Raw genomic sequence first — 23,268 nt, 5'->3', positions numbered from 1 at the left:
TGTCAGAGGACCTGCTGGCCGTACATCTCGCCGAGGGGGTCGGCGATGAGCTCGAGGCGGGCGCCGTCGGGGTCGCGGAAGTAGACCGAGACCTCGCTGTGGACCGTGTGCTCGACGCCCGAGTCGGACAGCTTGCGCACCAGGTACGCCCACTTCTCCGGCTCCACCGAGATCGCCACGTGGTGCAGGCCACCGAGCACCTCGGCGTACGGGCCGACGTCGAGCCCCGGGAAGTCGAAGAACGCGAGCAGGTTCCCGTTGCCGATGTCGAAGAAGAAGTGCGACGAACCGGGGTAGTCACGGTTCTCGATCAGTTCGGTCAGCGGGAACTCGAGCAGGTCCTGGTAGAACCAGATCGTCCGCTCGACGCTGCTGCTGATCAGCGCGGTGTGGTGCAGACCGCGCGCCGACGACGCCGGGCGCACGCCGTCCGGCTGCAGGTACGTGTCGCGGAGCAGCGCGCGCTGTTTCTCGATGGCTGCCAGGTCGGTCATGTCTGCCTCCTCAGGCGGCGGGCGTCGAGTGCATCTCCCACACGAGTATCTCGGTTGCCTCGCTCGCGGTGACGCGCTGCCCACCGACCCCGGTGACCCGAGCGGCGTCTCCGGTGGCGAGCGGGCCGGTGCTCTCGAGCTCCACCCCGCCGCGGGCGACGAAGAGGTGCACGAAGGGCGCGTCGGGGAGGAGCACGCACGTCCCCGGCGTCAGGCGGGCCGCGTGCAGGGCGGCGTTGCGCTGGGCGATCCGGATCGCGGCCGGATGCCCCGGCCGGCCGGACGCCACCGGGACCAGCTCGCCGCGCCGCAACTCGTCCGCGACGTCACGCTGCGCGTACCCGGGGTCGATCCCCGGGGTGTCGGGCAGCACCCAGGCCTGCACGAAGTGCACGGGCTCGGCCGAGTCGTTCCGCTCCGAGTGCCGGATGCCGCGGCCGGCGCTCATGCGCTGGGCCAGGCCGGGGTAGATCACGCCGGTGTGCCCGGCGGAGTCCTCGTGCACCAGCGACCCCTCCAGCACCCACGTGACGATCTCCATGTCACGGTGCGGATGGGGGTCGAAGCCCGTGCCCGGCTGGACGACGTCCTCGTTGTGGACGACGAGCACGCCGTGATGGGTGTTGCCGGGGTCGTAGTGGGCGCCGAACGAGAACGACCGTTTCGACTCCAGCCACGCACTGCCCTCCCGGTTCCGGGATGCGGACGGACGCACGTCGACCCTGGGGTGCATGCGTCCATCCTCCCCGGTGCCGCGGGTCAGGCGTTCTTGATCGCCGAGACCTCGAACTCCAGCGTGATCTTGTCGCTGACGAGCACGCCGCCGGTCTCGAGCGCGGCGTTCCAGGTGATGCCGAAGTCCTGGCGGTTGATCGTGACCGAGCCCTCGAAGCCGATCCGGACGTTGCCGAACGGGTCCTTCGCGGCGCCCTCGAACGCGAACGGGATCGTGATCGACTTCGTCACGCCCTTGATCGTCAGGTCGCCGGTCACCTCGTAGTTGTCGGCGTCGACGGCCTGGACGGCGGTCGTGACGAACGTGATCTCCGGGTAGGTCTCCGGGTCGAGGAAGTCGTTCGTGCGCAGGTGACCGTCGCGCTGCTCGTTGCGGGTGTCGATGCTGGCGGTCTTGATCGTGACCTTCGCCGACGACTTCTCCGGGTTGTCACCGTCGACGACGGCCGAACCCTCGAACTCGTTGAACGAGCCGCGGACCTTGGTGACCATCGCGTGCCGGGCGACGAAGCCGATCCGGGTGTGGCTCACGTCGAGCGTGTACTCGCCGGTCAGGTCGGACAGGGTGAACGCAGGGGCGGTCATGTCTTGCTCCTCGGGGAGAACTTGTTGATGCTTCAAGTACGCTAGGCCGAACTTGGATGATGTGTCAACTATTCCCGGGTAAAGTGTTCGCCATGAACGACACCCGGTGGCTCGACGCCGACGAACAGCGGGCTTGGCGCCGGTATCTGCGCATGCACGCCGAGCTCACGACCCGGCTGGCACGCCAGCTCCAGGCCGACTCCGACCTCTCGCTCGCCGACTTCGAGGTCCTGGTGAACCTCACCGACGTGCCCGAGGGGCGGATCCGCGTCACGGAACTGGCCAAGTCGCTCCAGTGGGAGAAGAGCCGTCTGTCCCATCACTTTTCGCGCATGGAGAAGCGCGGTTTAGTGGTTCGGGAGAATTGCCCGAGTGATGCCCGCGGCGCGTTCGTCGTTCTCACCCCGCAGGGCCGGGCCGCGATCGAGGCCGCCGCGCCCGGGCACGTGGAGACGGTCCGCACGCTGATGTTCGACGGTCTGACCGACGAACAGGTCGACGCGCTCGAGTCGATCGCGGACGTCGTCCTCGACCGCATCGACCGGCACGACGACGGCGGCCTGCGCTCGGCGTGACCCCGTGCCACGGGGGCATGATGGGAGCGAGAGGCTCGCGACCGTGGGGAGAGTTTCGTGGTGAAGTTCGGATACAAGGCGTCGGCGGAGCAGTTCGGTCCGCGAGAACTGCTCGATTACGCGGTTCACGCCGAGAAAGCGGGCTTCGATTCGGTCTGGGTCTCCGACCACCTCCAGCCGTGGCGTCACGACGGTGGCCACGCGCCCAACGCGATCGCGTGGCTCGGTGCGCTCGGCGCGAGCACCGAGCGGGTGCAGATGGGCACCAGCGTCCTGACCCCGACGTTCCGCTACCACCCGGGGCTGATCGCCCAGGTCTTCGCGACCCTCGGGCTGCTCTACCCGGAGCGGGTGATCCTCGGGGTCGGCTCGGGCGAGTCGATGAACGAGGTGCCGCTCGGCGTCGAGTGGCCGGACAACAAGGAGCGGTTCGCCCGGCTCAAGGAAGCCATCGAGATCATCAAGCTGCTCTGGAGCTCCGACCGGGTCGACTACCAGGGCCAGTTCTGGAGCCTCGACAAGGCGACGATCTACGACAAGCCGTCGACGCCGGTGCCGCTCTACGTCGCCGGTTCCGGTCCGGCGGCGACGCGGATGGCCGGGCGCATCGGCGACGGGTACATCACGACGTCCGGCAAGGCTCCGGAGCTCTACACCGACAAGCTGCTCCCGGCGCTGCACGAAGGCGCGGAGAAGGCCGGCCGGAACGTCCAGGACCTGGATCTGATGATCGAGGTGAAGGTCTCGTTCGACCCGGACCGCGCGAAGGCGATGGAGGACACCCGCTTCTGGGGCGCGCTCGCCCTGAAGCCGGAGGAGAAGAGCGACGTCGAGGACCCGATCGAGATGCAGCGGCTGGCCGACGCGCTGCCCACCGAGCGCACCGCGTCGCGGTTCATCGTCTCCGACGAGCCGGAGGAGCACGTCGCGGCGATCAAGCGCTACCTCGATCTGGGCTTCACCCACCTCGTCTTCCACGCACCCGGCCCCGACCAGGCGCGATTCCTCGATCTGTACGGCGAGCAGATCCTCCCGCTGCTGCGCAAGCAGGGCTGATCCACCGTCCACTGTGCCGGCGCGGTTGACCGCGCCGGCACGGGGAATGTCTCTCGTCACTTCTGCGCGTGATGAGTGTTGCCGGGTGATGCGTCGTCCTGCCATGGGAACGTGCGTCCGCCGGTTACATTCAGACGTCGGAGTCGCACTCAATGTGGCCCTCGGGCGGCATCTGATCGAGGTGAGGGGCGTGAGCGACGCGCGTCGGCGATTCGTGATCTCGCACGTCGGCCGGGATCGGCCGTGGGCGGAGTGGATCGCGGCCCGACTCGCGGACGCCGGAGCGCCCGGGAGCGTCGAAGTCCGGCTCGCCGGGTGGCGATGGGACACCGGCCAGCCGCTGACCGAGGCCCTGTACGGCTGCTTCCTCGACGCCGACGCGCCGATCGAACGAGCGGTGCTGGTCTTCTCGGCGTCGCTGCTGGAGGCCCACGACTACGTCGACGGCGGGAAAGCCGATCTGTCGCTGCTCGGCAAGGTCGTTCCGGTGCGGGTGGAGTCCGTCGCGCTGCCGGAGCCGTGGTCGCGCGTCAGCGGGCCGACGCTGTTCGACGCCTCGCCCGCGGACGCCGCCGACCGGGTGGTCGCGGCCGTGCTCGGTCGGTCGGCGGCGCCCGCGGCGCCCGCCGCGCCCCGGCTGCCCGGTCACCGGCCCGACGTGTGGAACGTCCCGGCCCGCGACGGCGTGTTCGTCGGGCGCGACGACTCGCTGATCGGCCTGCGTACGGCGCTGAGCGCGGACGGCCGGGTCGCGGTCGAGGGGCGCTTCGGGATGGGCGGGGTCGGCAAGACCCGGCTCGCGCTGGAGTACGCGCACCGCTTCGGGTCCGACTACGACCTGGTCTGGTGGATCCCGGCCGACCGCCCGGTGCTGGTCGGCGACCAGTTCGCGGCACTCGCCGTCCGGCTGGGCCTGGTCGGCCCGGCGACCGACACCGGCACCGCGGCCACCGTGGCGCGCACGTACCTGCGCCGCAACACCGACTGGCTGGTGGTGTTCGACAACGCGGAGTCCGCCGAGGCGTTGGCCCCGTGGCTGCCCGGCGGGAACGGGCACACGATCATCACCTCGCGCACCTCGGGGTGGGCGCCGATCGCGTCGACGCTCGAAGTCGACCTGTTCAGCCGGGCCGAGTCGATCCAGCTGCTGCGCAGCCACGACCCGGGGTTGAGCGCGCTGGACGCCGGCCGGCTGGCGCCGGTGCTCGGTGATCTCCCGCTGGCCGCCGTGCTCGCGGCCGGCTACCTGGTGGAGACCGACACCCGGCCCGGCGACTACCTCACCGAACTCGCCCAGCACGTCGCGTACGTCCTCGACGAGCAGCGGTCGGTGAACTACCCGCACGCGCTCGCGGGCGCGATCTCCACCGTGACGAGCTGGCTGGCCAACCGCGATCCGGTCGCGCTGGCGCTGGTGCGGGTCTGCGCGTTCCTCGCACCGCGTCCGATCCCGATCGGCCTGCTCGGCCTCGCCGACCCGAACCTGTCCGACGAGGTGGACCGCTGGTTCCGCTCGCACCCGCTGGCGGCGCTGGAAGGCATCGCCGACGGCAGCGGTCTGCTGGAGCGCAGCGTCGACCGGCTGCAGCGGCTCGGGCTGGTGCAGGTGGAGCGGCGGGGCCGCTTCGGCATCGCGGTCGAGGACCCGCTCAACACCGCGCACGGCGTCGTGACGTTGCACCGGCTGGTCGCCGCGCTCCTGCGCGACCAGCTCGGAGCCGACCGCCGCGAGGCCGTCCGCGCCCACGTCGACGGTCTGCTCGCCGCGGCCGACCCGGGTGAGCCCACCGACGCGCGGCGCTGGGCCGCCTGGACGCTGCTCCTCCCGCACCTCTACGCGGCCGACCCGGCACACTCCGACCACAGCGGACTGCGTGCCAGCGCGGTCTCGGCAGCCCGGGTGCTGCTCGCGCGCGGTGACGTCCGGTCGGCCCGTGACCTGGCCGACCAGCTGCACCGGCGCTGGCTCGACCGGCTCGGCCCGGACGACGAGGACACCCTGCGTGCCGCCCGCTGCCTGGCGCAGACCCTGCGGACCCTCGGCCGGTTCGAGGCCGCGCAGGAACTCGACGCCGACCGGCTGCGCCGCCGCCGGGAGGCGCTCGGCGAGGACCACTCCGACAGCCTGTCGGCCGCCACCGATCTCGCCGACGACGCGTGGGGGCTCGGTGACGTCGGCCTCGCGCGCCGCCTCGACGAGGAGATCCTCGCGCGCCGCCGGCGGGTGCTCGGTGAATCGCATCCCAGCGCGATCGAGTCGGCGCGCCGGCTCGCGCGTGATCTCGCCGCGCTGGGCGAGGCGAAACGGGCCGAAGAGTTGCGCACCTGGGTGGAACACACGGAGACCACTCGTCGCGACGCCGGCTGATTCACGTCAGGTAAAAAGTCCTCCGGCAACCGTGCGTGACCTTTTCCGACGGCCCTATCCGGACCCACTCTGACCTGCGGTTAAGCACGATTGTGCCGCCGGTGACAATTTCTTCGGGAAGAGCGCTCAATTCGTCCGTTCGGTCGTGACAGTGTTCGATGGCGTAATACGGTGACCGCACTCTTTTTCTTTCGAGGGAGTCCGGATGTCCCCCGATCGGATGTCGCCGCTGTCCACGCATCTGGCCCATTGGGCCGGGAGCACCCCGGACCGGCCGGCGTTGACGTTCCTCGACTACGCGTCCAACCCGGACGGTGTCGCCCGCTCGCTCAGCTGGGCGCAGCTCGACGAGCGGGTGTCCACGGTCGCCGCGCGGCTGCGCCGGACGGTGCGCCGCGGCGAACGCGTCGCGCTCCTGGCCCCGCCGGGCCTCGACTACGTCGTCGGGTTCCTGGGTGCGCTGCGGGCCGGGGTGATCGCCGTGCCGCTGTTCACGCCCGATCTGCCCGGCCACGAGGACCGGCTGGCCGGGGTGGTCGCCGACTGCGAGCCCGCGTGCGTGGTCACGACGTCGGCCGCGTCGGCGGGGGTGCGGGAGTTCCTGGCCGCGCTCGACATCGCGCCCGACGTCGTCGACGTCGATCTGCTGCGTGAACCGGAGACCGGCGAGCCGGTGGAGGTCGACCTCGACGAGGTGGCCTACCTGCAGTACACGTCGGGCTCCACGCGGGAGCCGTCCGGCGTGATGATCAGCCACCGGAACGTGGTCGCGAACAGCCACCAGGGGTTCGAGCTCTACGGCGTCGAACCCGGCCGGACGACGCTGATCAGCTGGTTGCCGCTCTACCACGACATGGGCCTGGTGCTCACGGCCTGCGGGGGGATCGTCCACGGCGTCTCGGCCGTGTTCACCGACCCGGTCGCGTTCCTGCTGCGGCCGGTGCGCTGGCTCGAGATGCTCTCGCGGTACCCGGGTGGCGTCACGGCCGCGCCGAACTTCGCGTTCGACTACTGCGTTTCGCGGATCACGCCGTCGGAGTGCGCCGGCCTCCGGCTCGAGAACGCCGACCTGGTCATCAACGCCGCCGAGCCGGTGTCGGCGGAGACGCTCGACCGGTTCGCGGCGGCGTTCGCCCCGTACGGGCTGCGGCCGGACGTGCTCTCGGGCGCGTACGGGCTCGCCGAGGCGACCGTGCTGGTGACGTGCTGGTCGTACGGGGAGCCGTACCGGGTGCGCACGCTCGCCGGCCGGCGGATGGTCGCCTGCGGGTACGCCGACAACCCGGAGGGCGCCCGGGTGGCGGTCGTCGATCCGGCGTCGAACGCCCGGTGCCCGGACGGACAGGTCGGGGAGATCTGGGTGACCGGGCCGAACGTCGCTCTCGGCTACTGGAAACGGCCCGATGCCGACGCGTTCGGCGCGCCGCTCGACGACCTGCCCTGGTTGCGCACCGGCGACCTGGGCGTGCTCGTCGACGGGGAGCTGTACGTCACCGGCCGGATCAAGGACCTGATCATCGTCGACGGGCGGAACCACTACCCGCAGGACGTCGAGGCCACGGTGGAGGACGCGGACCCGGTGGTGGGCCGGCACCGGGTGGCCGCGTTCGCGGTGCCGGTGGCGGGCGGCGAGGGCATGGTGGTGGTCGCCGAGGTGTCCCGGCGCGCGCGGACGTGGACGTCGTCGTCGGTGGTCTCGGCGATCCGGTCGGCGGTGTCGTCGCGGCACGGGGTGTCGCTGCACGACGTCGTGCTGGTGGTGCCGAACGACGTGCCGCGGACCTCGAGCGGCAAGGTGGCCCGGTCCGCCACCCGGCAGAGGTACCTGGACGGCGCGCTGGTGGCCGCCCGATGAACCTCGCGTCGTGGTTGGTCGCGCGGCTCGGGGTGACCGACGGCGACCTCGATCGGCCGTTCGGGGAGCTGGGGCTGTCCTCGCGCGACGCGGTGGCGATCGTCGGCGAGCTGGAGCAACTGCTCGGACGGACTCTTCCGTCGACTGTGGTCTGGGAGTACCCGACGATTGCGTTACTGGCGGGACATTTGGAGTCGGGTGTGTCCGTCAGTACAGGATTGCCGGGGCTCGGAGCTGCCGGCTCGCCGGTTCGTGGAGCCACCGGCGAGCCGGCCTCGTCCGAACCGATCGCGATCGTCGGGCTGGGTGTCCGGTTCCCCGGTGACGTACGGACGCCGGACTCGTACTGGGACCTGCTCGCGTCGGGCCGCTCCGGCGTCCGCGAAGTGCCGGCCGACCGGTGGGAACAGTTCAGCGACGGCTCCGCGGCCTCGGCGGCGGTGCTCGCGGGCCTGACCCGGTGGGGCGGCTTCCTCGGCGACGTGAGCGGCTTCGACGCCGAGTTCTTCGGCATCACGCCGCGCGAGGCCGCGTTGATGGACCCCCAGCAGCGGTTGTTGCTCGAGGTGGCGTGGGAGGCGCTGGAGCACGCCGGGGTGTCGCTGCGCGGCACCGCCACCGGCGTCTTCGTCGGGGCGTCCGGCACCGAGTACGGGCACCTGACCGGTGCGTCGCTCTCGTCGATCGACGCGTGGACGGCGACCGGGTCGGCGCTGTCGATCGTCAGCAACCGGCTGTCGTACCTGCTCGACCTGCGCGGCCCCAGCGTCACGCTGGACACCGCGTGTTCGTCGTCGCTGGTGGCGGTGCACCAGGCGTGCCAGAGCCTGCGCCTGTCCGAGGTGGAGTACGCGCTGGCCGGTGGCGTGAACCTGCTGCTGTCGCCGTCGGTGACGGTGACGTTCGAGTCGGCCGGTGCGCTGGCCCCGGACGGCCGGTGCAAGGCGTTCGACGCCGCCGCCGACGGGATCGCGCGGGGCGAGGGATGCGGTGTCGTCGTGCTCCGGCGGCTCTCCGACGCCCGGCGCGACGGCAACCGGGTGCTGGCGGTCATCCGCGGGTCGGGCGTCAACCAGGACGGGCGGTCCAACGGGCTCACCGCGCCGAACCCGGCGTCGCAGGAGGCCCTGCTGCGCCGCGTCTACGCCGGGCTGTCACCCACCGAGATCGACTACGTCGAAGCGCACGGCACCGGGACGCTGCTCGGCGACCCGATCGAGGCGCAGGCGCTCGGCGCGGCGCTCGGCGCCGGCCGGGAGCCCGACCGGCCGCTGCTGATCGGGTCGGTGAAGACGAACCTCGGGCACCTGGAGGCGGCGGCCGGGGTGGCCGGGCTGGTGAAGGTCGTGCTGGCGATGGTGCACGACCGGCTGCCGGCGAGCCTGAACTACACGACGCCGAATCCGCGCATACCGTTCTCGTCGCACCGGCTCGCGGTGGTCTCGTCGGCCCGGCCGTGGCCGCGGTACAGCGGGGTCGCGCGGGCGGGGGTGTCGGCGTTCGGGTTCGGCGGGACGAACGCGCACGTGGTGCTGGAGGAGTACCGGTCGACCCCGCCGCGTCGGAGGGCACGCGGGTCGGTGCTGGTGCTGCCGCTGTCGGGCCGCTCGCCGGAGCGGGTGCGGAGCGCGGCGGCGGCGCTGGCGGAGTGGTTGGCGGGCCGGGACGTGGCGCTGGCCGACGTGGCGTCCACGCTGGCCCACCACCGGGAGGTGGGCCGCTCGCGTGCCGCGGTGGTGGTCCGGGACGGGGATCCGACCGGCGCGGCGGTGGAGGCGTTGCGCCGGGTGGCCGCGGGGGAGGAGTGGCCGGGTGCGGTGACCGGGCCGGAGCGGGCGGCGCCGCCGGTGCGGGGACCGGTGTGGGTGTTCTCCGGGTACGGGTCGCACTGGGCCGGGATGGGGCAGCGCCTCCACCGTGAGGAACCGGTCTTCGCCGACGCGGTCCGCGCGCTCGATCCGCACTTCGTCACGCACGCCGGGTTCTCGCTGACCGCGCTCGTCGAGGCCGGCGAGAAGCCCCGCGACCTGGCGACGATCCAGATCGCGACGTTCGGGCTCCAACTCGCGCTGACCGCGCTCTGGCGTGCACACGGTGTCGAACCGGCCGCGGTCATCGGACACTCGATGGGCGAGATCACCGCCGCGGTGGTGGCGGGCGCGCTCTCACCCGAGGACGGCGTCCGGGTGATCTCGGTGCGCTCGCGGCTGCTGGTCGAGGCCGGGCACCGCATCCTGGCCCGGGGCGGTGACCTCGGCGGCACGGCGGTCGTCGACCTCACCGCCGACGAGGTCGACGCGCTCGCACCGCGCTTCCCCGGCGTCGGGGTGGCCGTCTACGCGTCCCCCGACCAGTGCACGGTCGCCGGGGACAGCGAGCAACTGGCGGCGCTGGTCGCGCACGTGGAGTCGCTCGGCCGCGCGGCCCGGGTGATCGACGTCAAAGGCGCCGCGCACTCCCCGGTCATCGACGTGATCCTGGACGACTTCCGCGCCGGCCTGGCCGGTATCGGCAGCCGGGCGCCGCGCACGCCGGTCTACGGCACGGTGCTGGCCGATCCGCGCGAGGCCCCCGGGTTCGACGCCGGGTACTGGGCCGCGAACGTGCGACACCCGGTGCGCTTCACCCAGGCGGTCGCGGCCGCCGCCGAGGACGGGCACACGGTGTTCGTGGAGATCTCGCCGCACCCGATCGCCACCGTGCCGACCGCCCGTACCCTGACCGCGGCCGGGGTCACCGCACCGGTGCTCGCCTGGACGCTCCGGCGCGACACCGACGACGCACTCACCTTCGCGACGAACCTCGCGACCCTGCACGTCCACGGCGTACCGGTGGAGCTGCGCGTGCCACACGGCCACCTGGTGGACCTGCCCACGACGCCGTGGCGGCACCAGCGGCACTGGGTGGACACCCGCCCGCGCCGGGCGGGGCCGCACCCGCTGCTGGGATCGCACGTGGAGCAGCCGGGCCGGCACGTGTTCCGCGCCACGGTGGGCACCGACGTGGCCGGATGGCTCGCGGACCACCGCGTGCACGGCGTGGTCGTGCTGCCCGGCGCGGCGTTCGCCGAACTCGCTCTGGCCGCCGGGTGCGTCGGCTTCGGCGTGCCGGTCGCGCAGCTCGCGCTCACCGATCTCGAGCTGGAGCGGATCCTGCCCCTGGGCCCCAGCACCGAACTGACGATCACGCTGACCGACGCCGGAGCCGTCGAGTTCTGGTTCCGGGCGGCGTCGAACGACTGGCTCCGCCACGCGACCGCCACGGTCTCCACCACGGCGACCCCACCGTCCGACGTGTCCCCGTCCGACGTGTCCCCGTCCGATGTGTCCCCGTCCGACGTCGCGGGCGAGGCGGTCGATCTCTACTCGCGGGTGCCGCTGGCCGGGCGGTCGTACGGCCCGGCCTTCCGCGGCCTGGTGGACGCGGTTCTCCGGGACGGCGCGGGCGGGGCGGCGGGTCGGGTGGTGCTGCCCGCCGCGGCGGGCGGGGCGGCGGGATTCCACCTGCACCCGGCCCAGCTCGACGCGCTGCTCCAGACGCTGGCGGTGGCGGCGCTGGCCCACGAGCGACCGGACGACTCGATCCACCTGCCCGCGGGCATCGGCGCGCTCCGGACCGCGGGGCCGCTGCCCGGCGAGGTGTTCGCCGAGGCGACGCTCACGCCGCAGGGGGAGAACGACGCTCTCGGCACCGTGCTCGTCCGCGATCGGGCCGGTGCGTTGGTCGCCGAGATCCGCGACGTCTACCTGCGGCGCGCGGATCGCCGATCGGTGCCGGTGCCGCTCGGCGACACACTGTTCGCCGCGGTCTGGGAACCCGCGCCGCGCGAACCGGCGGAACGCTCCGCCCGGCGCTGGCTGGTGCTCGGCCACGGCGCCCACGCCGATCGGGTGACGCGCCTCTTGGCCGTCGCCGGTCAGCGGGTGGTCGACGACGGTGCCGAGGCCACCGACGTGCTGGTGATCGACCCGCGCGCGCCCGGTGCGGAGCCGGCCGAGGCCGAACGGCTCGTGACGACGGTGGCCGGCACCGCACGGACGCTCGGCGACCGGGTCTCTCCCGTTCGCTTGTGGACCTCCACCGTGCGGGCGGCCGCGGTCGCCGAGGACGAGGTCGCCGACCCGGGGGCGGAGGCCCTCCGCGCGTTGATCCGGGTACTGGGCGTCGAGCATCCGGAACTCGCCGCGACGTTCGTCGACGCCGACTCCGCCGACTCGCTCGTCGACGAACTCGTCGCCGCCGCCCCCGACACCGAGGTGGCCCGCCGCGGCCCCCACCGCTGGGCCGCCCGCCTCACCCGGGTTCCCGTCCCGGCCCCGGCCGGAACGCTGGTGCGCCCGGGTAGCTACGTGATCTCGGGTGGGCTCGGTGGGCTGGGCCTGCTGCTCGCGGAATGGCTGGTCGAGCGCGGTGCCCGGCGCGTCGTGCTGAACGGGCGGCGCAGCGCGGCCCCGGCCGGGGTGGCGGCCACGGTGGAGCGGCTCCGGGAAACCGGCGCCGAGATCGAGGTCGTTCCCGGCGACATCGCCGAGCCCGGCGTCGCCGCGGAGATGGTGGACGTGGCGACCGCGCACGGAACGCCGTTGCACGGCGTGGTCCACGCGGCCGGAACGCTCGCCGACCAGACGATCGGCACCCTCGACCCGGACTCGCTCCACCGGGTGTGGAGGCCCAAGGTCACCGGCGCCCGCCGCCTCCACGACGCGACCGTCGACCATCGGCTCGACTGGTTCCTGCTCTACTCGTCGGCCGCCGGGCTGCTCGGCTCGCCCGGCCAGGCCAGCTACGCCACCGCGAACGCGTGGCTGGACGGGTTCGCGCAGTGGCGTCGCGGCCGAGGGCTACCGGCGACGAGCATCCAGTGGGGCGCCTGGTCGCAGGTCGGCGGGGCCAGGGACACGACGAACCCGCTGCTCGAGCCGATCACCCCGGCCGAGGGAATGGAGGCGTTGGCCGCGCTCCTCGCCTCGAGCCGCACCGTCACCGGTGTGACCAGGCTCAACGCGGCCCAGGTGCTGGCGCTGTTCCCGCGCGTCGCGAAGATCCCGTACTTCGCCCACCTGGTACCGGACGAGCCGACGCCCGACGGCTGGAGCGGCGTCGCCGAGGACTGGACGCAGCTGATCGACCGGCTCCACACCCGGGTCGGCGGCATCATGGGCTTCCGGCCCGACGAGCTGGACCCGGGCGTGCCGCTCACCGAGCTGGGCCTCGACTCGCTGATGGCGGTGCGGGCCAGGAACGCCGTCGAGGCCGACTTCGGCGTCCAGCTCCCGGTCCGGATGCTCCTGCAGGGTGCGAGCCTCGACGACTTCGTCACCCACATCGGCCGGGAACTCGGCTTCGAACCACGCGTCCAGGTGCCGCCACCCAGGAAGACACCGCTGGCCGGGCGGGACCACACCGAGCGGCTGGTGCAGCGGATCCTGGACACCAAGGTCGACGTCGACCGGCCCCTGGACCTCGACCACGTCACCCGCGAACGGCTCCGTGCTCAGCTGCGTGAACGGGTACCCGGCCTGACGCACGACACCGGGACCTTGTTCGCCACCCCCACGATCGCCGCGATCGCCGACCTGGTGCGCCCGTTCTACGAGGGCGCCACGTCCGTGGTCAGGCCGTTACGGGCCGAGGGGCGTCGTCGCCCGCTCTTCCTGGCGCACCCGGCCGGTGGCCCGGCCGGCGTCTACCAGGAACTCGCCGGGCTGCTGCACCCCGAGCAGCCGGTCTACGGCCTGGAGCGCATCGACGAGCTCACGACGATCGAGGCGAAGGCCGGCCGCTACCTGGAGCTGATCCGCGAGCTCCAGCCGCACGGCCCGTACCGGCTCGGTGGCTGGTCGCTCGGCGGGTGCGTGGCCTACGAGATGGCCCAGCAGCTGCGTGCTGCCGGCGCGGATGTGGAGTTCGTCGCGGTGATCGACACGATCGTGCCGCTGCCGCCGGACCCGTCGAAGTCCGAGCAGGAGCGCATCACCGACCGGCTGATGGTGTTCCTCGGCTACCTGCACGACACCTACGGCATCCGCATCGACATCCCCTACGACGAGCTGTTCGGGCTGGACGACATCGGCCAGACCGACCTGTTGACGAAGCTGATGGCCGACGCCGGTCTCGGCCTGAGCAAGGGCGTCCTGCAGCACCAGCGCGACTCCTATCTCGACATGCGGGTGGCCGAGCGGTACGAGATCAAGCCGTACGACGGCCGGGTGATCCTCTACCGCGCGACCGAGGCGGCGGACGTCATCGCCGCGCAGGACCCGCGGTACCTCCGCACCGACGAGGCGCTCGGCTTCGACCAGTGGTGCTCGGACCTGGAAGTGGTTCCGCTTCCCGGTGACCACTTGTCGCTCATCGACCGCCCCAACCTCGACGTGCTGGCGAGCCACCTGGACGGAGTCCTCGATGACCACGACTGACCTGCCCAGAACCGCGCCGGGCACCGCGGCGAAGATCGCGGAGCTGGCGCGCCGGCGTGAGGTGGCCCGGCTGGGCGCGCGCGACGCGGTCGACAAGCAGCACGCCAAAGGCAAACTCACCGCCCGCGAACGCGTCGACGCGTTCCTCGACCCCGGCTCGTTCGTCGAGGTGGACGAGTTGGTTCGGCACGGCGCCGGCGCGTACGGCGACGACACCCGGGAGGCCTACGGCGACGGCGTCGTCACCGGGTACGGCCTGGTCGATGGACGCCCGGTCTGTGTGTACGCGCAGGACTTCACGGTGTTCGGCGGGAGTGTCGGGGAACGTGTCGGCCAGAAGATCGTGAAGGTCATGCAGCGGGCGATCGAGGTCGGTTGCCCGATCGTCGGCCTCAACGACTCCGGCGGGGCGCGGATCCAGGAGGGTGTGGCGTCGCTGGCCGCGTACGGCGAGATCGGGTACCACATCGCGTTGGCGTCCGGTGTGGTGCCGCAGATCTCGCTGATCCTCGGGCCGTGCGCGGGTGGCGCGGTGTACGGGCCGGCCGCCACCGACGTCGTCGTGATGGTCGAGAACACCTCCCACCAGTTCGTCACCGGCCCCGACGTGGTCCGTGCGGTGACCGGGGAGGACGTCTCGTTCGAGGAGCTCGGCGGCCCGGCGGCCAACGCGGCGGCCGGCAACGTGCACTACGTCGCGAGCGACGAGCAGGACGCGCTCGACTGGGTGCAGGCCCTGCTGTCGTACCTGCCGTCGAACAACCTGGACGAGCCACCCGACTTCGGCGGCGCCGGCCTCGAGCTCAGCGCGGACGACCTGGCGCTCAACGAGATCATCCCGGACGAGCCGAACCGCCTCTACGACATGCGCGGGGTCATCCGCCACGTCGTCGACGACGGGGAGTTCCTCGAGATGCAGGCCGCGTTCGCGCCGAACCTGCTGGTGGGGCTGGCCCGGATCGAGGGCCGGACGGTCGGCGTCGTCGCCAACCAGCCGCTGCACCTCTCCGGTGCGCTGGACATCGACGCGTCGGAGAAGGGCGCGCGGTTCATCCAGTTCTGCGACGCGTTCAACATCCCGGTCCTGACGCTCGTCGACGTGCCGGGGTACTTCCCGGGCCTGGCCCAGGAGCGGGGCGGCATCATCCGGCGCGGGGTGAAGCTCTCGTTCGCCTACGCGACCGCGACCGTGCCGATGGTCACCGTGATCGTCCGGAAAGCGTACGGCGGTGGGTACGCGTCGATGGGCTGCAAGCACTACCGGGTCGACGCGAACCTGGCCTGGCCGACGGCCGAGATCGCGGTGATGGGCGGCGAGGCGGCGGTGAGCGTGCTGTTCCGGCGGCAACTGCAGGAGGCGGTGGCGGCCGGCGACGTCGAGTCGCTGCACGCGGCGTTGGTGGCGGCCTACCGGGCGGAGAAGTGCACACCGTACGAGGCCGCGGAGCGCGGTTACGTCGACGCGGTGATCGCCCCGTCCGAGACACGCACCGAGGTCGCCAAGGCACTACGGATGCTGCGGACGAAACGCCAGGCGTCCCCCGCACGCAAGCACCCGAACACGCCGCTGTGACGCGCGCGTTCGTGGCCCTCGTGGTGGGGCTGGCGCTGCTCGTGGTCCCGGCGGCACCGGCGCGCGTCGACGCGATGGTGCTGCGCGGCGGGGAGAACCCGCTCCAGATGTAGGGCTCGCCGGTGTGGAACGCGCTCGGGTGGGCGGCGCGCAACCCGTCCTCGAACGTCGCTCGGCTGCGCGGGATGCGGCTCTACCTCTCGTGCGGGAACGGCCGGTCCCAGGCCGGTGACGCCCCGCTCGACGCGTCGCTGATCGAAGGCGTCGCCGCGCCCGCGAACCAGGCGTTGGCCGGGAGGCTGAGGGCCGCCGGGATCTCGGTCACCACCGACCTCGGCAACGCCGGCGTCCACGACTGGCCCTACTGGCAGCGGCAGTTCACCGCTTCCTGGCCAGTCCTGGCCTCGGGTCTCGGGGTGTAGCGGGCACGAGCACCGGGCGGAGGGTGAGCAGGCTGATCGCGCCGCCCAGCAGCGTGAGCGCGGCCGCGCACCAGAGGCCGGCGGTGTAGCCGCTGGCGAACGCGTCGACCGGTGCGGCCCCACCGGACGCCGCGGCGGCCGACCGGGCCGCGACCACGGCTCCCACCAGCGCGATCCCCAGCACGCCGGAGACCTCCCTGGCCGCGCTGACCACCGCGGCCGCGACCCCGGCCGACGCCGGCGGCACGACCTCCAGCACCGCCGACGTCAACGGCGTCGTCAACGCCGACCCGACGCCGACCAGCACCAGACCCGGCACCAGCTCCCAGGCCGCGTCGCCCCGCCCGACGAACGACACCCACACCAGCCCGGCCGCGATCAGCGCCATGCCGCCCGCGACCGTCCGGTGGACACCGGTCCGCGCCGCCAGCGCCGCCGACACCGGCACGCACACGACGAGCGCCGCCGCCAGCGGGACGAACATCGCGCCGGCCGCCGTCGGACCGAGCCGCATCACGTCCTGCAGGAACAGCGAGGTGAAGAAGAAGACGCCGTTGATCCCGAGCCCCCAGAGCACCTGCGCGGCCGTTCCGCCACTGAACACGCGCCCGGCGAAGAGCCGCACGTCCACCATCGGCGCCGCCGCGAACCGCTCCACGACGACGAAGCACGCCGCGCCCAGCACCGCCAGCGCCCCGGCGATGACGCTGCCCTCGATCAGCGCGTACGTTCCCGCGAACATCGCCGCCGTCGACGTGACCACCCCACCGACGTCGATCGGTTGCCCGCTGGCCCGCGAGCCTCCGATCGTGCGCGCCCCGAGCGCCATCGTGAACAGGCCGAGCGGGACGTTGAGGTAGAAGATCCCACTCCAGTGCCAGTGCTCGGCCACCGCACCGCCGACCACCGGGCCCAGCGCCAGCGACAGGGCGATCGACGCGGTGAGCACGCCCGCCCCGAGGTGCCGCGAGAGCGGCGGCACGTCGGCCGCCAGCACCGCCAGCGTCGACGGCAACACCAGCGCCGCACCGACGCCCTGCAGCACGCGCGTGGTGATCAGGAAGTCGCCGGACGTCGCCGTGCCGGCCAGCGCCGAAGCGGCGACAAAAACGCCGAGGCCGACCAGGAACACGCGACGGCGCCCGTACAGATCGGTGAGTCGGCCACCCGCCAGCAGGAGCGCGGAGAACGCCAAGATATAGCTCGTCGCGATCCATTGCAGGCCGCTGACACCGAGCGCCAAGTCGCGCTGCATGGACGGTAGGGCGACATTGACGACAGTGTTGTCGAGTGACGTGACAAATGCTGCGAGCGCAATTGGCACGAGCACCACACGAGAGGGCATCGGGCGGCCTCCTTATCGATATTCTCCCAGAGAAATCGCCACGAAGTGCCCTGTTCGGAGGCATCGTCAATGGTTATCTGAATGGAGGAAGAAAGCGCGGGAAGGCCTAACGGAGAGTATTTTCCGAGAACACGTGAACGCTTCGGTAATTCATGGTACCGAGACTATTTCCGGTGGTGTCGGCGTAACCTGTCGGTTGACAGTTGCAACGCTTCGTTAATAGTCTGCCGCAGAGTTGGGGAATTACTGTCCGTGTGTTCTGCGGTCAGCCCGGTCGGCTGGAGGTGACCGAATGTCGCAGTTAGCCGTGCGCCCCGGTGCGTTCGAGCCCTGGGCCGGTCTGCCGTCCGAGCTGGCGGACGTGATCAAGCCCGAGCTCGGCACGCTGGCCGAGGAGATCGTCGAGGCCGTCCGCGAGGGAATCCCCGAGTTCGGCCGGTCGATGGGCGAGTCCTACGAGTACGTCATCCGGGTCGGGGTCGAGCGGGCGCTCACCCAGTTCGCCGACAAGGTCGGCGACCCGAACCTCACCGTCGACGACTGGGACGCCGTCCACCGCAAGCTGGGTTACGGCGAGTTCCAGCAGGGCCGCAGCCTGGACGCGCTGCAGGCCGCGTACCGGCTCGGCGCACGCGTCGCCTGGCGCCGGCTGGCCGACGCCGGGCTGCGCTTCTCGATCCCGGCTCCGCTGCTCTTCCAGCTGGGCGAGGCGGTGATCGCCTACGTCGACCAGCTCGCCGCGCTCTCGGTCGAGGGGTACGCCGAGGCGCAGGCGCACGCGGCCGGGGCCCGCGAGCGTCGGCGTCGCCAGCTGATGCAGACGCTGCTCGCCGACCCGCCGCCGTCCGAGGCCGCGATCGCCGACCTGGCGCGCACCGCGCGGTGGACCGTTCCCGAGCGGCTGGTCGCGATCGCGCTGGAGCCGCGCGCGGACGACCGCGAGCTGACGCTGCCCGACCTCGGCCCGGCCGTCCTGATCGACCTGGAGGGCAGCGAACCCTGCCTGCTGGTCCCGGAAGCGCAGCTCGAGCGCATCGAAGCGGCGCTGCGCTCGGTACCGCACCCGTCCCGGGCGGCGATCGGCCTGCCGGTGGCGGTGCCCGACGCGCTGCGGTCACTGCGCTGGGCGCGGCGCGCGCTCGCGTTCCTGCGCCGCGGCGCGCTGAGCTCCCAGCAGGTCGTCCGCAGCGCGGATCACCTCTCCACGTTGCTGCTGCTCGCCGACGAGGCCCTGGTCGAGGTGTTCGCCGAACGCCGGTTGGCGCCGCTGCGTCAGCTCACCGTGAAACAGCAGGCCCGGCTGAGCGAGACGCTGCTCGCGTGGCTGGAGACCCGGGGCGGCGCCCCGGAGGTGGCCTCGCGGCTCCAGGTGCACCCGCAGACCGTGCGCTACCGCCTGCGTCAGCTCGAGGCGCTCTTCTCCGACCAGCTCCACGACCCCGACTCGCGGTTCGAACTCGAGTGCGCGCTACGGGCCCTGGCGGTGGTGCGGAGGCCCTAGGCCGGGGCCAGGACCTCGGCGACTTTTGCCAGCAGGCTCCGTCGGGTGAACGGTTTCTCCACCAGCGTCACGTCCGGGCCGATCGTTCCTTTGGACGTCAGCAACGGCTGGGCGAAGCCGGACATGAACAGCACCCGCATCGACGGCCGGTCGGCGCGCAGCCGGCGCGCCACCTCCTGGCCCGACAACCCCGGCATCGTGACGTCGGTGAGCAGCAGGTCGATCGAGCCCGGGTAGGCGCTGGCCAGCTGGGCGGCCTCGTCACCCGACCCCGCGCTCAGCACCGCGTAGCCGCCGCGCCCGAGGATGATCTCGATCGATTTGCGCAGGTCGGGCTCGTCGTCGACGACGAGCACCGTGCGTTCGGGCTCGGTCGCCTCGACCGGAGCCGCCGGGTGCTGCGCCCCCGGACGCACCGACGGCTCACCGGACGACGCCGGCAGCAGCACGGTCACCGACGTGCCCCAGCCCGGCCGGGACCGCAGGTACACGTGGCCGGCGGCCTGCGACACGATTCCGTACACCGACGCCAGCCCGAGCCCGGTGCCCTGGCCGTCCGGTTTGGTGGTGTAGAACGGCTCGAACGCCCGCTCGGCCACCTCCGGCGGCATCCCGGTGCCGGTGTCGGTGACACGCAGCTGTACGTACCGCCCGTCGGTGAGCCCGTACCGCGCGGCCTGCGCCGAGTCGAGCGCGACGTTCACCGCGTCGAACTGCAGCGTCCCGCCCTGCGGCATCGCGTCCCTGGCGTTCACCGCGAGGTTGACCAGCACCTGTTCGATCCGTCCGGGGTCGGCGGTGACCGGCCACAGGTCGGCGTCGCTGCTCGTCGACACCCGGACGTCGGCGCCGAGCGTGCCCGACAGCAGCCGGACGACGTCGGCCATGACGTCGCTGAGCAGGAACACCTGCGGACGCACGACCTCGCGCCGGCCGAACGCGAGCAGCTGTTTGGTCAGGCGCGAGCCGCGTTCGGCGGCCTGGTGCATCTGCTCGACGGCCCGGCGGGCCCCGTCGAGCCGGCCCTGGTCGTTTCCGGGTACGAGCCCGGCCAGGTCCTCCTCGGCGATCGACGCGTGGCCCAGGATGATCGCCAGCACGTTGTTGAAGTCGTGCGCGACGCCGCCGGCCAGCTGGCCGAGGCTGTCCAGCCGCTGGGAGCGCTGCAGCTGGTTCTCCAGCCGCACGCGTTCGGCCTCGCCCTCCAGCCGCGCGGTGATGTCGTGCACGGTGACCGCGATCAGCAGCCCGTCCTCGGTAAGCAGCGAGGAGAGCAGGATCTCGGCCGGGAACACGCTGCCGTCCCTGCGGTGCCCGGCCAGCCGGGTCGGCTCGGCGACCGGGTCACGCGGGTCGTGGCGTGACTCGGCGGTCACGGCGTCCCGGGCGTCCGGCAGCAGGGTGTCGAGCTGTTCGCCGACCAGGTCGTCGACGAGATAACCGAACGTGCGTGCGGCCTCGGTGTTCGCCATCCGGATCCGGCCGTTCACGTCCACCCCGACGATCGGGAGCGGCGTCGCGTTGAGCAGCCAGCGGAACTTCGCTTCGGCGCGCTCGGACGCGGACAGGTCGCGGGCGGCGTAGGCGATTCCGGCGACCCTGCCGTTCGGCCCGACGATCGGCGACGCGGAGACGCTCACCGCCACCCGCCGGCCGTCCGCGCGGACGATCTGGCCGTCCGGGATGTGCACGGTCTCGCCCTCGCGGACCTTGGCCAGCGTCTCGGTGACCAGCTCGGCGTGCACCGGCTCGACGAACGTGCTGATCGGGCGGCCGATCATCGCGTCCGCGGTCCAGCCGTAGACCCGCTCCGCCGCGGTGTTCCAGGACGTGATCGTCCCGTCGAGGTCGGCGCTGACGATCGGGGAGTGGGCGTGCTCGACGATCGCCGAGAGCCAGCGCATCCGCTCGACGGCCCGGTTGCGCTGCCCGAGGTCCCGGATCGCGATCGAGACGAGTTGGCCCTCCGGGGTGTCCATCGGGGTCAGCGAGAGCTCGGCGCGGAACTCGGAGCCGTCCTTGCGGCGGCAGGCCAGCTCGATGTCGCCGCTGACGTCGGGCAGCTCGGTGGGCTCGCGGAGCAGGTCGTCCAGCGGACGGAGGGACAGCTCGTCCCAGCTGTAGCCGAACAGGTCCTCGGCGGAGGAGTTGGCCTGGGTGATGCGGCCGTCGGGGTCGATCGCGACGATCGCCGAGGGCATCTCCTGGACACCGTGTTCGGTCACGCCGCCCCCCGTTACGTCGGTTTTTACGGTTAAGTGCGGATTGTAGCTTTTGGCGCGCTGCGCGAGGCTGTGCGAGCCTTCGCGGGTGAGTGCGGACGCCGTGGCGAAGGTGATTTCGGAGCACGGCCGGCCGGTCCACGAGGTGGTGCTCGCGCTCGGGGAGCGCGGATGGACGCTCGCCGACCTGGTGCGGACGTTCGCGGTGCCGCGCCGGACGGTGGAGGAGGTGCTCGCCGCGCTCGGCGAGGACCTCGCTCCCGGCGAGGCGCTGCGGATCCGGGCCGATCGGGTCCCGGAGTACCGGCAGCGGTTCGACCGGCGGACCACCGGGCTCGCCGACCCGCTCGGTCCGGCCCTCGCCGCCGTCCCCGACCTGCTGGCCGAGGTCACCCGGGTGCGTGCGTCGGCGCCGCCGCCGCGGCGGGCGCTCGACCACGTGGCCGCGACCCCGGAGACCGCGGTGCGCCGCGCGCTCTGGCTCGACGCCCACTTCGACCTGGACGGCGCCCACCTGCTCTGCGTCGGCGACCACGACCTCACCGCCGCCGCCACCTGCCTGCTGCGTCCGACGCTCACCGCGACCGTCGTCGACGTCGACGAGCGGCTGCTCGCGTACATCGACTCGCTCGGGCTCGGCATCCGGTGCGTCTTCGGCGACCTGCGGTTCGGGCTGCCCGCCGCGGCGGCCGGGCGCGCCGCGCTCGCGTTCACCGACCCGCCCTACACGCCCGACGGGATCGGCCTGTTCCTCGAACGGGCGATCGAAGGGCTCACGCCGGGCGGGCGCATCCTGCTCGCCTACGGGTACTCGCCGCGCACGCCCGCGCTGGGGCTGGCGGTCCAGCGGACGTTCGGCGAACTGGAGCTCGCCGTGCAGGCGCAGTGGCCGGCGTTCTCCCGGTACGACGGGGCGCAGGCGATCGGGAGCGCCAGTGACCTCTACCTCCTTCTCCCCACGAGCAAGGCGCACCGGAAGGGGCGCGCCAAGCCCACCATCTACACCCACGGTGAGCAGTCCGCGGAGGCGTCGTCGGCCGCTCCGGCCGCGGTCGCGACCGCGCTGGTGGCGGCCGCCGCGGGCCCCGACCGGCTGCCGGTGCTCGGGGCCGCGCCGACCCCCGGGGCGCTGCGCGGGCCCGAGCTGAGCGGGGAGCGGGCGCTCGGTGCGCTCTGGACCGGTGGGGTGCCCGGCCCGGCCCGGGCCGGCGCGGTCGCGGTGGACGCCTCGGCCGACCCGGGGTCCTGGTTGCTGCGGATACTGCTCGCGGTCGACGCCCGGCGGCTCGCCGTCGCGGTCGGCAACAACCATCCCGACCTCGCCGACGCGGCCGGCCAGCAGGCCCTCGCCGAGCTCGTCGCGCCGAAATGGGCGCTGCGGTTCCGCCGCAGCACGCCGGGGCCGACGTCCGCGATCGTCGAGGCGGTGGCGGCCCCCGACCCCACCGACCCGGGCGACCGGCTGGTCCGCCACGTCCTCGACCGTGCCCACGGCCGCCTCACCAACGTCTGGCGCGACGCCCTGACCACCCATACCGGCCGGGCGAAACCGGAGGCCGCCGCACGGGTGGCCGAGTACCTCCCGGCACCGGCGGGCATCGAGGCGGACGGCACGCTGATGGAGACCCCGAGGCACCGGCTGGCCCCCCTCATCGAGGCGATCCGAGCCTCCGCCCCCTGAACCGCGGGTTCAGAACACCTTGTGGACCCGCACCGACTTGTCCTTGCTGCCGGAGGCGAGCAGCGACCCATCGGGGCTGAACACGATCGACCAGACCTCGTTCGCGTGGCCGGTGAGCGGTGGACCCACCCGGGTCCGGGTGGCCACGTCCCAGATCCGGACCGTGCGATCGAAGCTCGCGGTCGCCAGTAACGGCTCGGACGGGCTGAACGCGACCGAGTGAACCTGCCCGGAGTGACCGACCAGCGGCGCGCGTTCCGAGGAGAGCTCGGCCAGCCGCTTGACGAAGTCGCACTCGGTAGGGCGCCACTACGCCGTAGTTGACGCCGTTCACCGGTCGGGTTCGTGCAGGTGTCGAGGTGTCTGCGGAGCAAGTCGCGGGTGAGCGGGGAGACGCTAGGGCTGGAACGGAATATTTCAGACACGACGACGCTAGG

The 23,268-nt window shown here is 72.5% G+C and carries 15 protein-coding genes and 1 pseudogene; 9 read left to right on the top strand and 7 right to left on the bottom strand.

Annotated elements, in window-relative coordinates; translation table 11 throughout:
• Positions 1-2 precede the first annotated feature (2 nt).
• The 3 genes from ABD437_RS04505 to ABD437_RS04495 are packed head-to-tail and all read right to left on the bottom strand — an operon-like array spanning position 3 to position 1,814.
• Positions 3-494, bottom strand: coding sequence for a VOC family protein (locus ABD437_RS04505; protein ID WP_344647461.1), 492 nt, complete (start codon positions 492-494; stop codon positions 3-5).
• Between the two features lie 10 nt (positions 495-504).
• Positions 505-1,227, bottom strand: coding sequence for a pirin family protein (locus tag ABD437_RS04500; RefSeq protein ID WP_344647460.1), 723 nt, complete (start codon positions 1,225-1,227; stop codon positions 505-507).
• Positions 1,228-1,253: 26 nt separating this feature from the next.
• Positions 1,254-1,814 carry a YceI family protein gene (locus tag ABD437_RS04495; protein ID WP_344647459.1) on the bottom strand — a complete coding sequence of 187 codons (561 nt, stop codon included), beginning with the start codon at positions 1,812-1,814 and terminating at the stop codon, positions 1,254-1,256.
• Between the two features lie 92 nt (positions 1,815-1,906).
• Here ABD437_RS04495 and ABD437_RS04490 point away from each other — a divergent pair, with 92 nt between their 5' ends.
• From ABD437_RS04490 to ABD437_RS04460, 7 genes are all read left to right on the top strand, one after another.
• Positions 1,907-2,389, top strand: a complete 483-nt coding sequence (locus ABD437_RS04490; protein ID WP_344647458.1) for a MarR family winged helix-turn-helix transcriptional regulator — start codon at positions 1,907-1,909, stop codon at positions 2,387-2,389.
• Between the two features lie 57 nt (positions 2,390-2,446).
• A complete protein-coding gene (gene fgd, locus ABD437_RS04485; RefSeq protein WP_344647457.1) occupies positions 2,447-3,445 on the top strand; it encodes a glucose-6-phosphate dehydrogenase (coenzyme-F420) in 999 nt (332 codons plus the stop codon).
• Between the two features lie 190 nt (positions 3,446-3,635).
• The gene (gene fxsT / locus ABD437_RS04480) at positions 3,636-5,813 is read left to right on the top strand and encodes an FxSxx-COOH system tetratricopeptide repeat protein (RefSeq protein WP_344647456.1); all 2,178 of its coding nucleotides are present in this window, start codon (positions 3,636-3,638) and stop codon (positions 5,811-5,813) included.
• Positions 5,814-6,018: 205 nt separating this feature from the next.
• Complete coding sequence (locus ABD437_RS04475; protein WP_344647455.1) at positions 6,019-7,668, top strand: fatty acyl-AMP ligase; 1,650 nt, start codon at positions 6,019-6,021, stop codon at positions 7,666-7,668.
• Positions 7,665-14,087 (top strand): SDR family NAD(P)-dependent oxidoreductase, encoded by a 6,423-nt coding sequence (locus ABD437_RS04470; RefSeq protein ID WP_344647454.1) that lies wholly within the window; start codon positions 7,665-7,667, stop codon positions 14,085-14,087. Before ABD437_RS04475 ends, ABD437_RS04470 begins: the two co-directional genes overlap by 4 nt.
• Positions 14,074-15,660 (top strand): acyl-CoA carboxylase subunit beta, encoded by a 1,587-nt coding sequence (locus tag ABD437_RS04465; RefSeq protein ID WP_344647453.1) that lies wholly within the window; start codon positions 14,074-14,076, stop codon positions 15,658-15,660. The genes ABD437_RS04470 and ABD437_RS04465 overlap by 14 nt, the downstream gene beginning before the upstream one ends.
• A 122-nt stretch (positions 15,661-15,782) precedes the next feature.
• Positions 15,783-16,082 (top strand): alpha/beta hydrolase, encoded by a 300-nt coding sequence (locus ABD437_RS04460; protein ID WP_344647452.1) that lies wholly within the window; start codon positions 15,783-15,785, stop codon positions 16,080-16,082.
• On the opposite strand, the gene ABD437_RS04455 is transcribed toward ABD437_RS04460, so the two are convergent.
• The gene (locus tag ABD437_RS04455) at positions 16,039-17,427 is read right to left on the bottom strand and encodes an MFS transporter (RefSeq protein ID WP_344647451.1); all 1,389 of its coding nucleotides are present in this window, start codon (positions 17,425-17,427) and stop codon (positions 16,039-16,041) included. The genes ABD437_RS04460 and ABD437_RS04455 overlap by 44 nt on opposite strands.
• 292 nt (positions 17,428-17,719) lie before the next feature.
• Here ABD437_RS04455 and ABD437_RS04450 point away from each other — a divergent pair, with 292 nt between their 5' ends.
• On the top strand, positions 17,720-18,928 hold the full coding sequence (locus ABD437_RS04450) for a PucR family transcriptional regulator (RefSeq protein ID WP_344647450.1): 1,209 nt from the start codon (positions 17,720-17,722) through the stop codon (positions 18,926-18,928).
• Here ABD437_RS04450 and ABD437_RS04445 read toward each other — a convergent pair.
• Positions 18,925-21,153 carry a PAS domain-containing hybrid sensor histidine kinase/response regulator gene (locus ABD437_RS04445; RefSeq protein WP_344647449.1) on the bottom strand — a complete coding sequence of 743 codons (2,229 nt, stop codon included), beginning with the start codon at positions 21,151-21,153 and terminating at the stop codon, positions 18,925-18,927. The genes ABD437_RS04450 and ABD437_RS04445 overlap by 4 nt on opposite strands.
• An 85-nt stretch (positions 21,154-21,238) precedes the next feature.
• Here ABD437_RS04445 and ABD437_RS04440 point away from each other — a divergent pair, with 85 nt between their 5' ends.
• Positions 21,239-22,831 (top strand): bis-aminopropyl spermidine synthase family protein, encoded by a 1,593-nt coding sequence (locus ABD437_RS04440; RefSeq protein ID WP_344647448.1) that lies wholly within the window; start codon positions 21,239-21,241, stop codon positions 22,829-22,831.
• 9 nt (positions 22,832-22,840) lie between these two features.
• On the opposite strand, the gene ABD437_RS04435 is transcribed toward ABD437_RS04440, so the two are convergent.
• Complete coding sequence (locus ABD437_RS04435; protein ID WP_344647447.1) at positions 22,841-22,978, bottom strand: WD40 repeat domain-containing protein; 138 nt, start codon at positions 22,976-22,978, stop codon at positions 22,841-22,843.
• A gap of 12 nt (positions 22,979-22,990) precedes the next feature.
• Positions 22,991-23,077 (bottom strand): annotated as a pseudogene (locus ABD437_RS04430) (hypothetical protein); the annotation flags it as partial.
• Between the last annotated feature and the right edge of the window lie 191 nt (positions 23,078-23,268).

The sequence above is a fragment of the Cryptosporangium japonicum genome (assembly GCF_039524755.1).
In the GTDB taxonomy this organism is placed as follows: domain Bacteria; phylum Actinomycetota; class Actinomycetes; order Mycobacteriales; family Cryptosporangiaceae; genus Cryptosporangium; species Cryptosporangium japonicum.
This window is presented reverse-complemented; position numbering and strand designations above follow the sequence as displayed.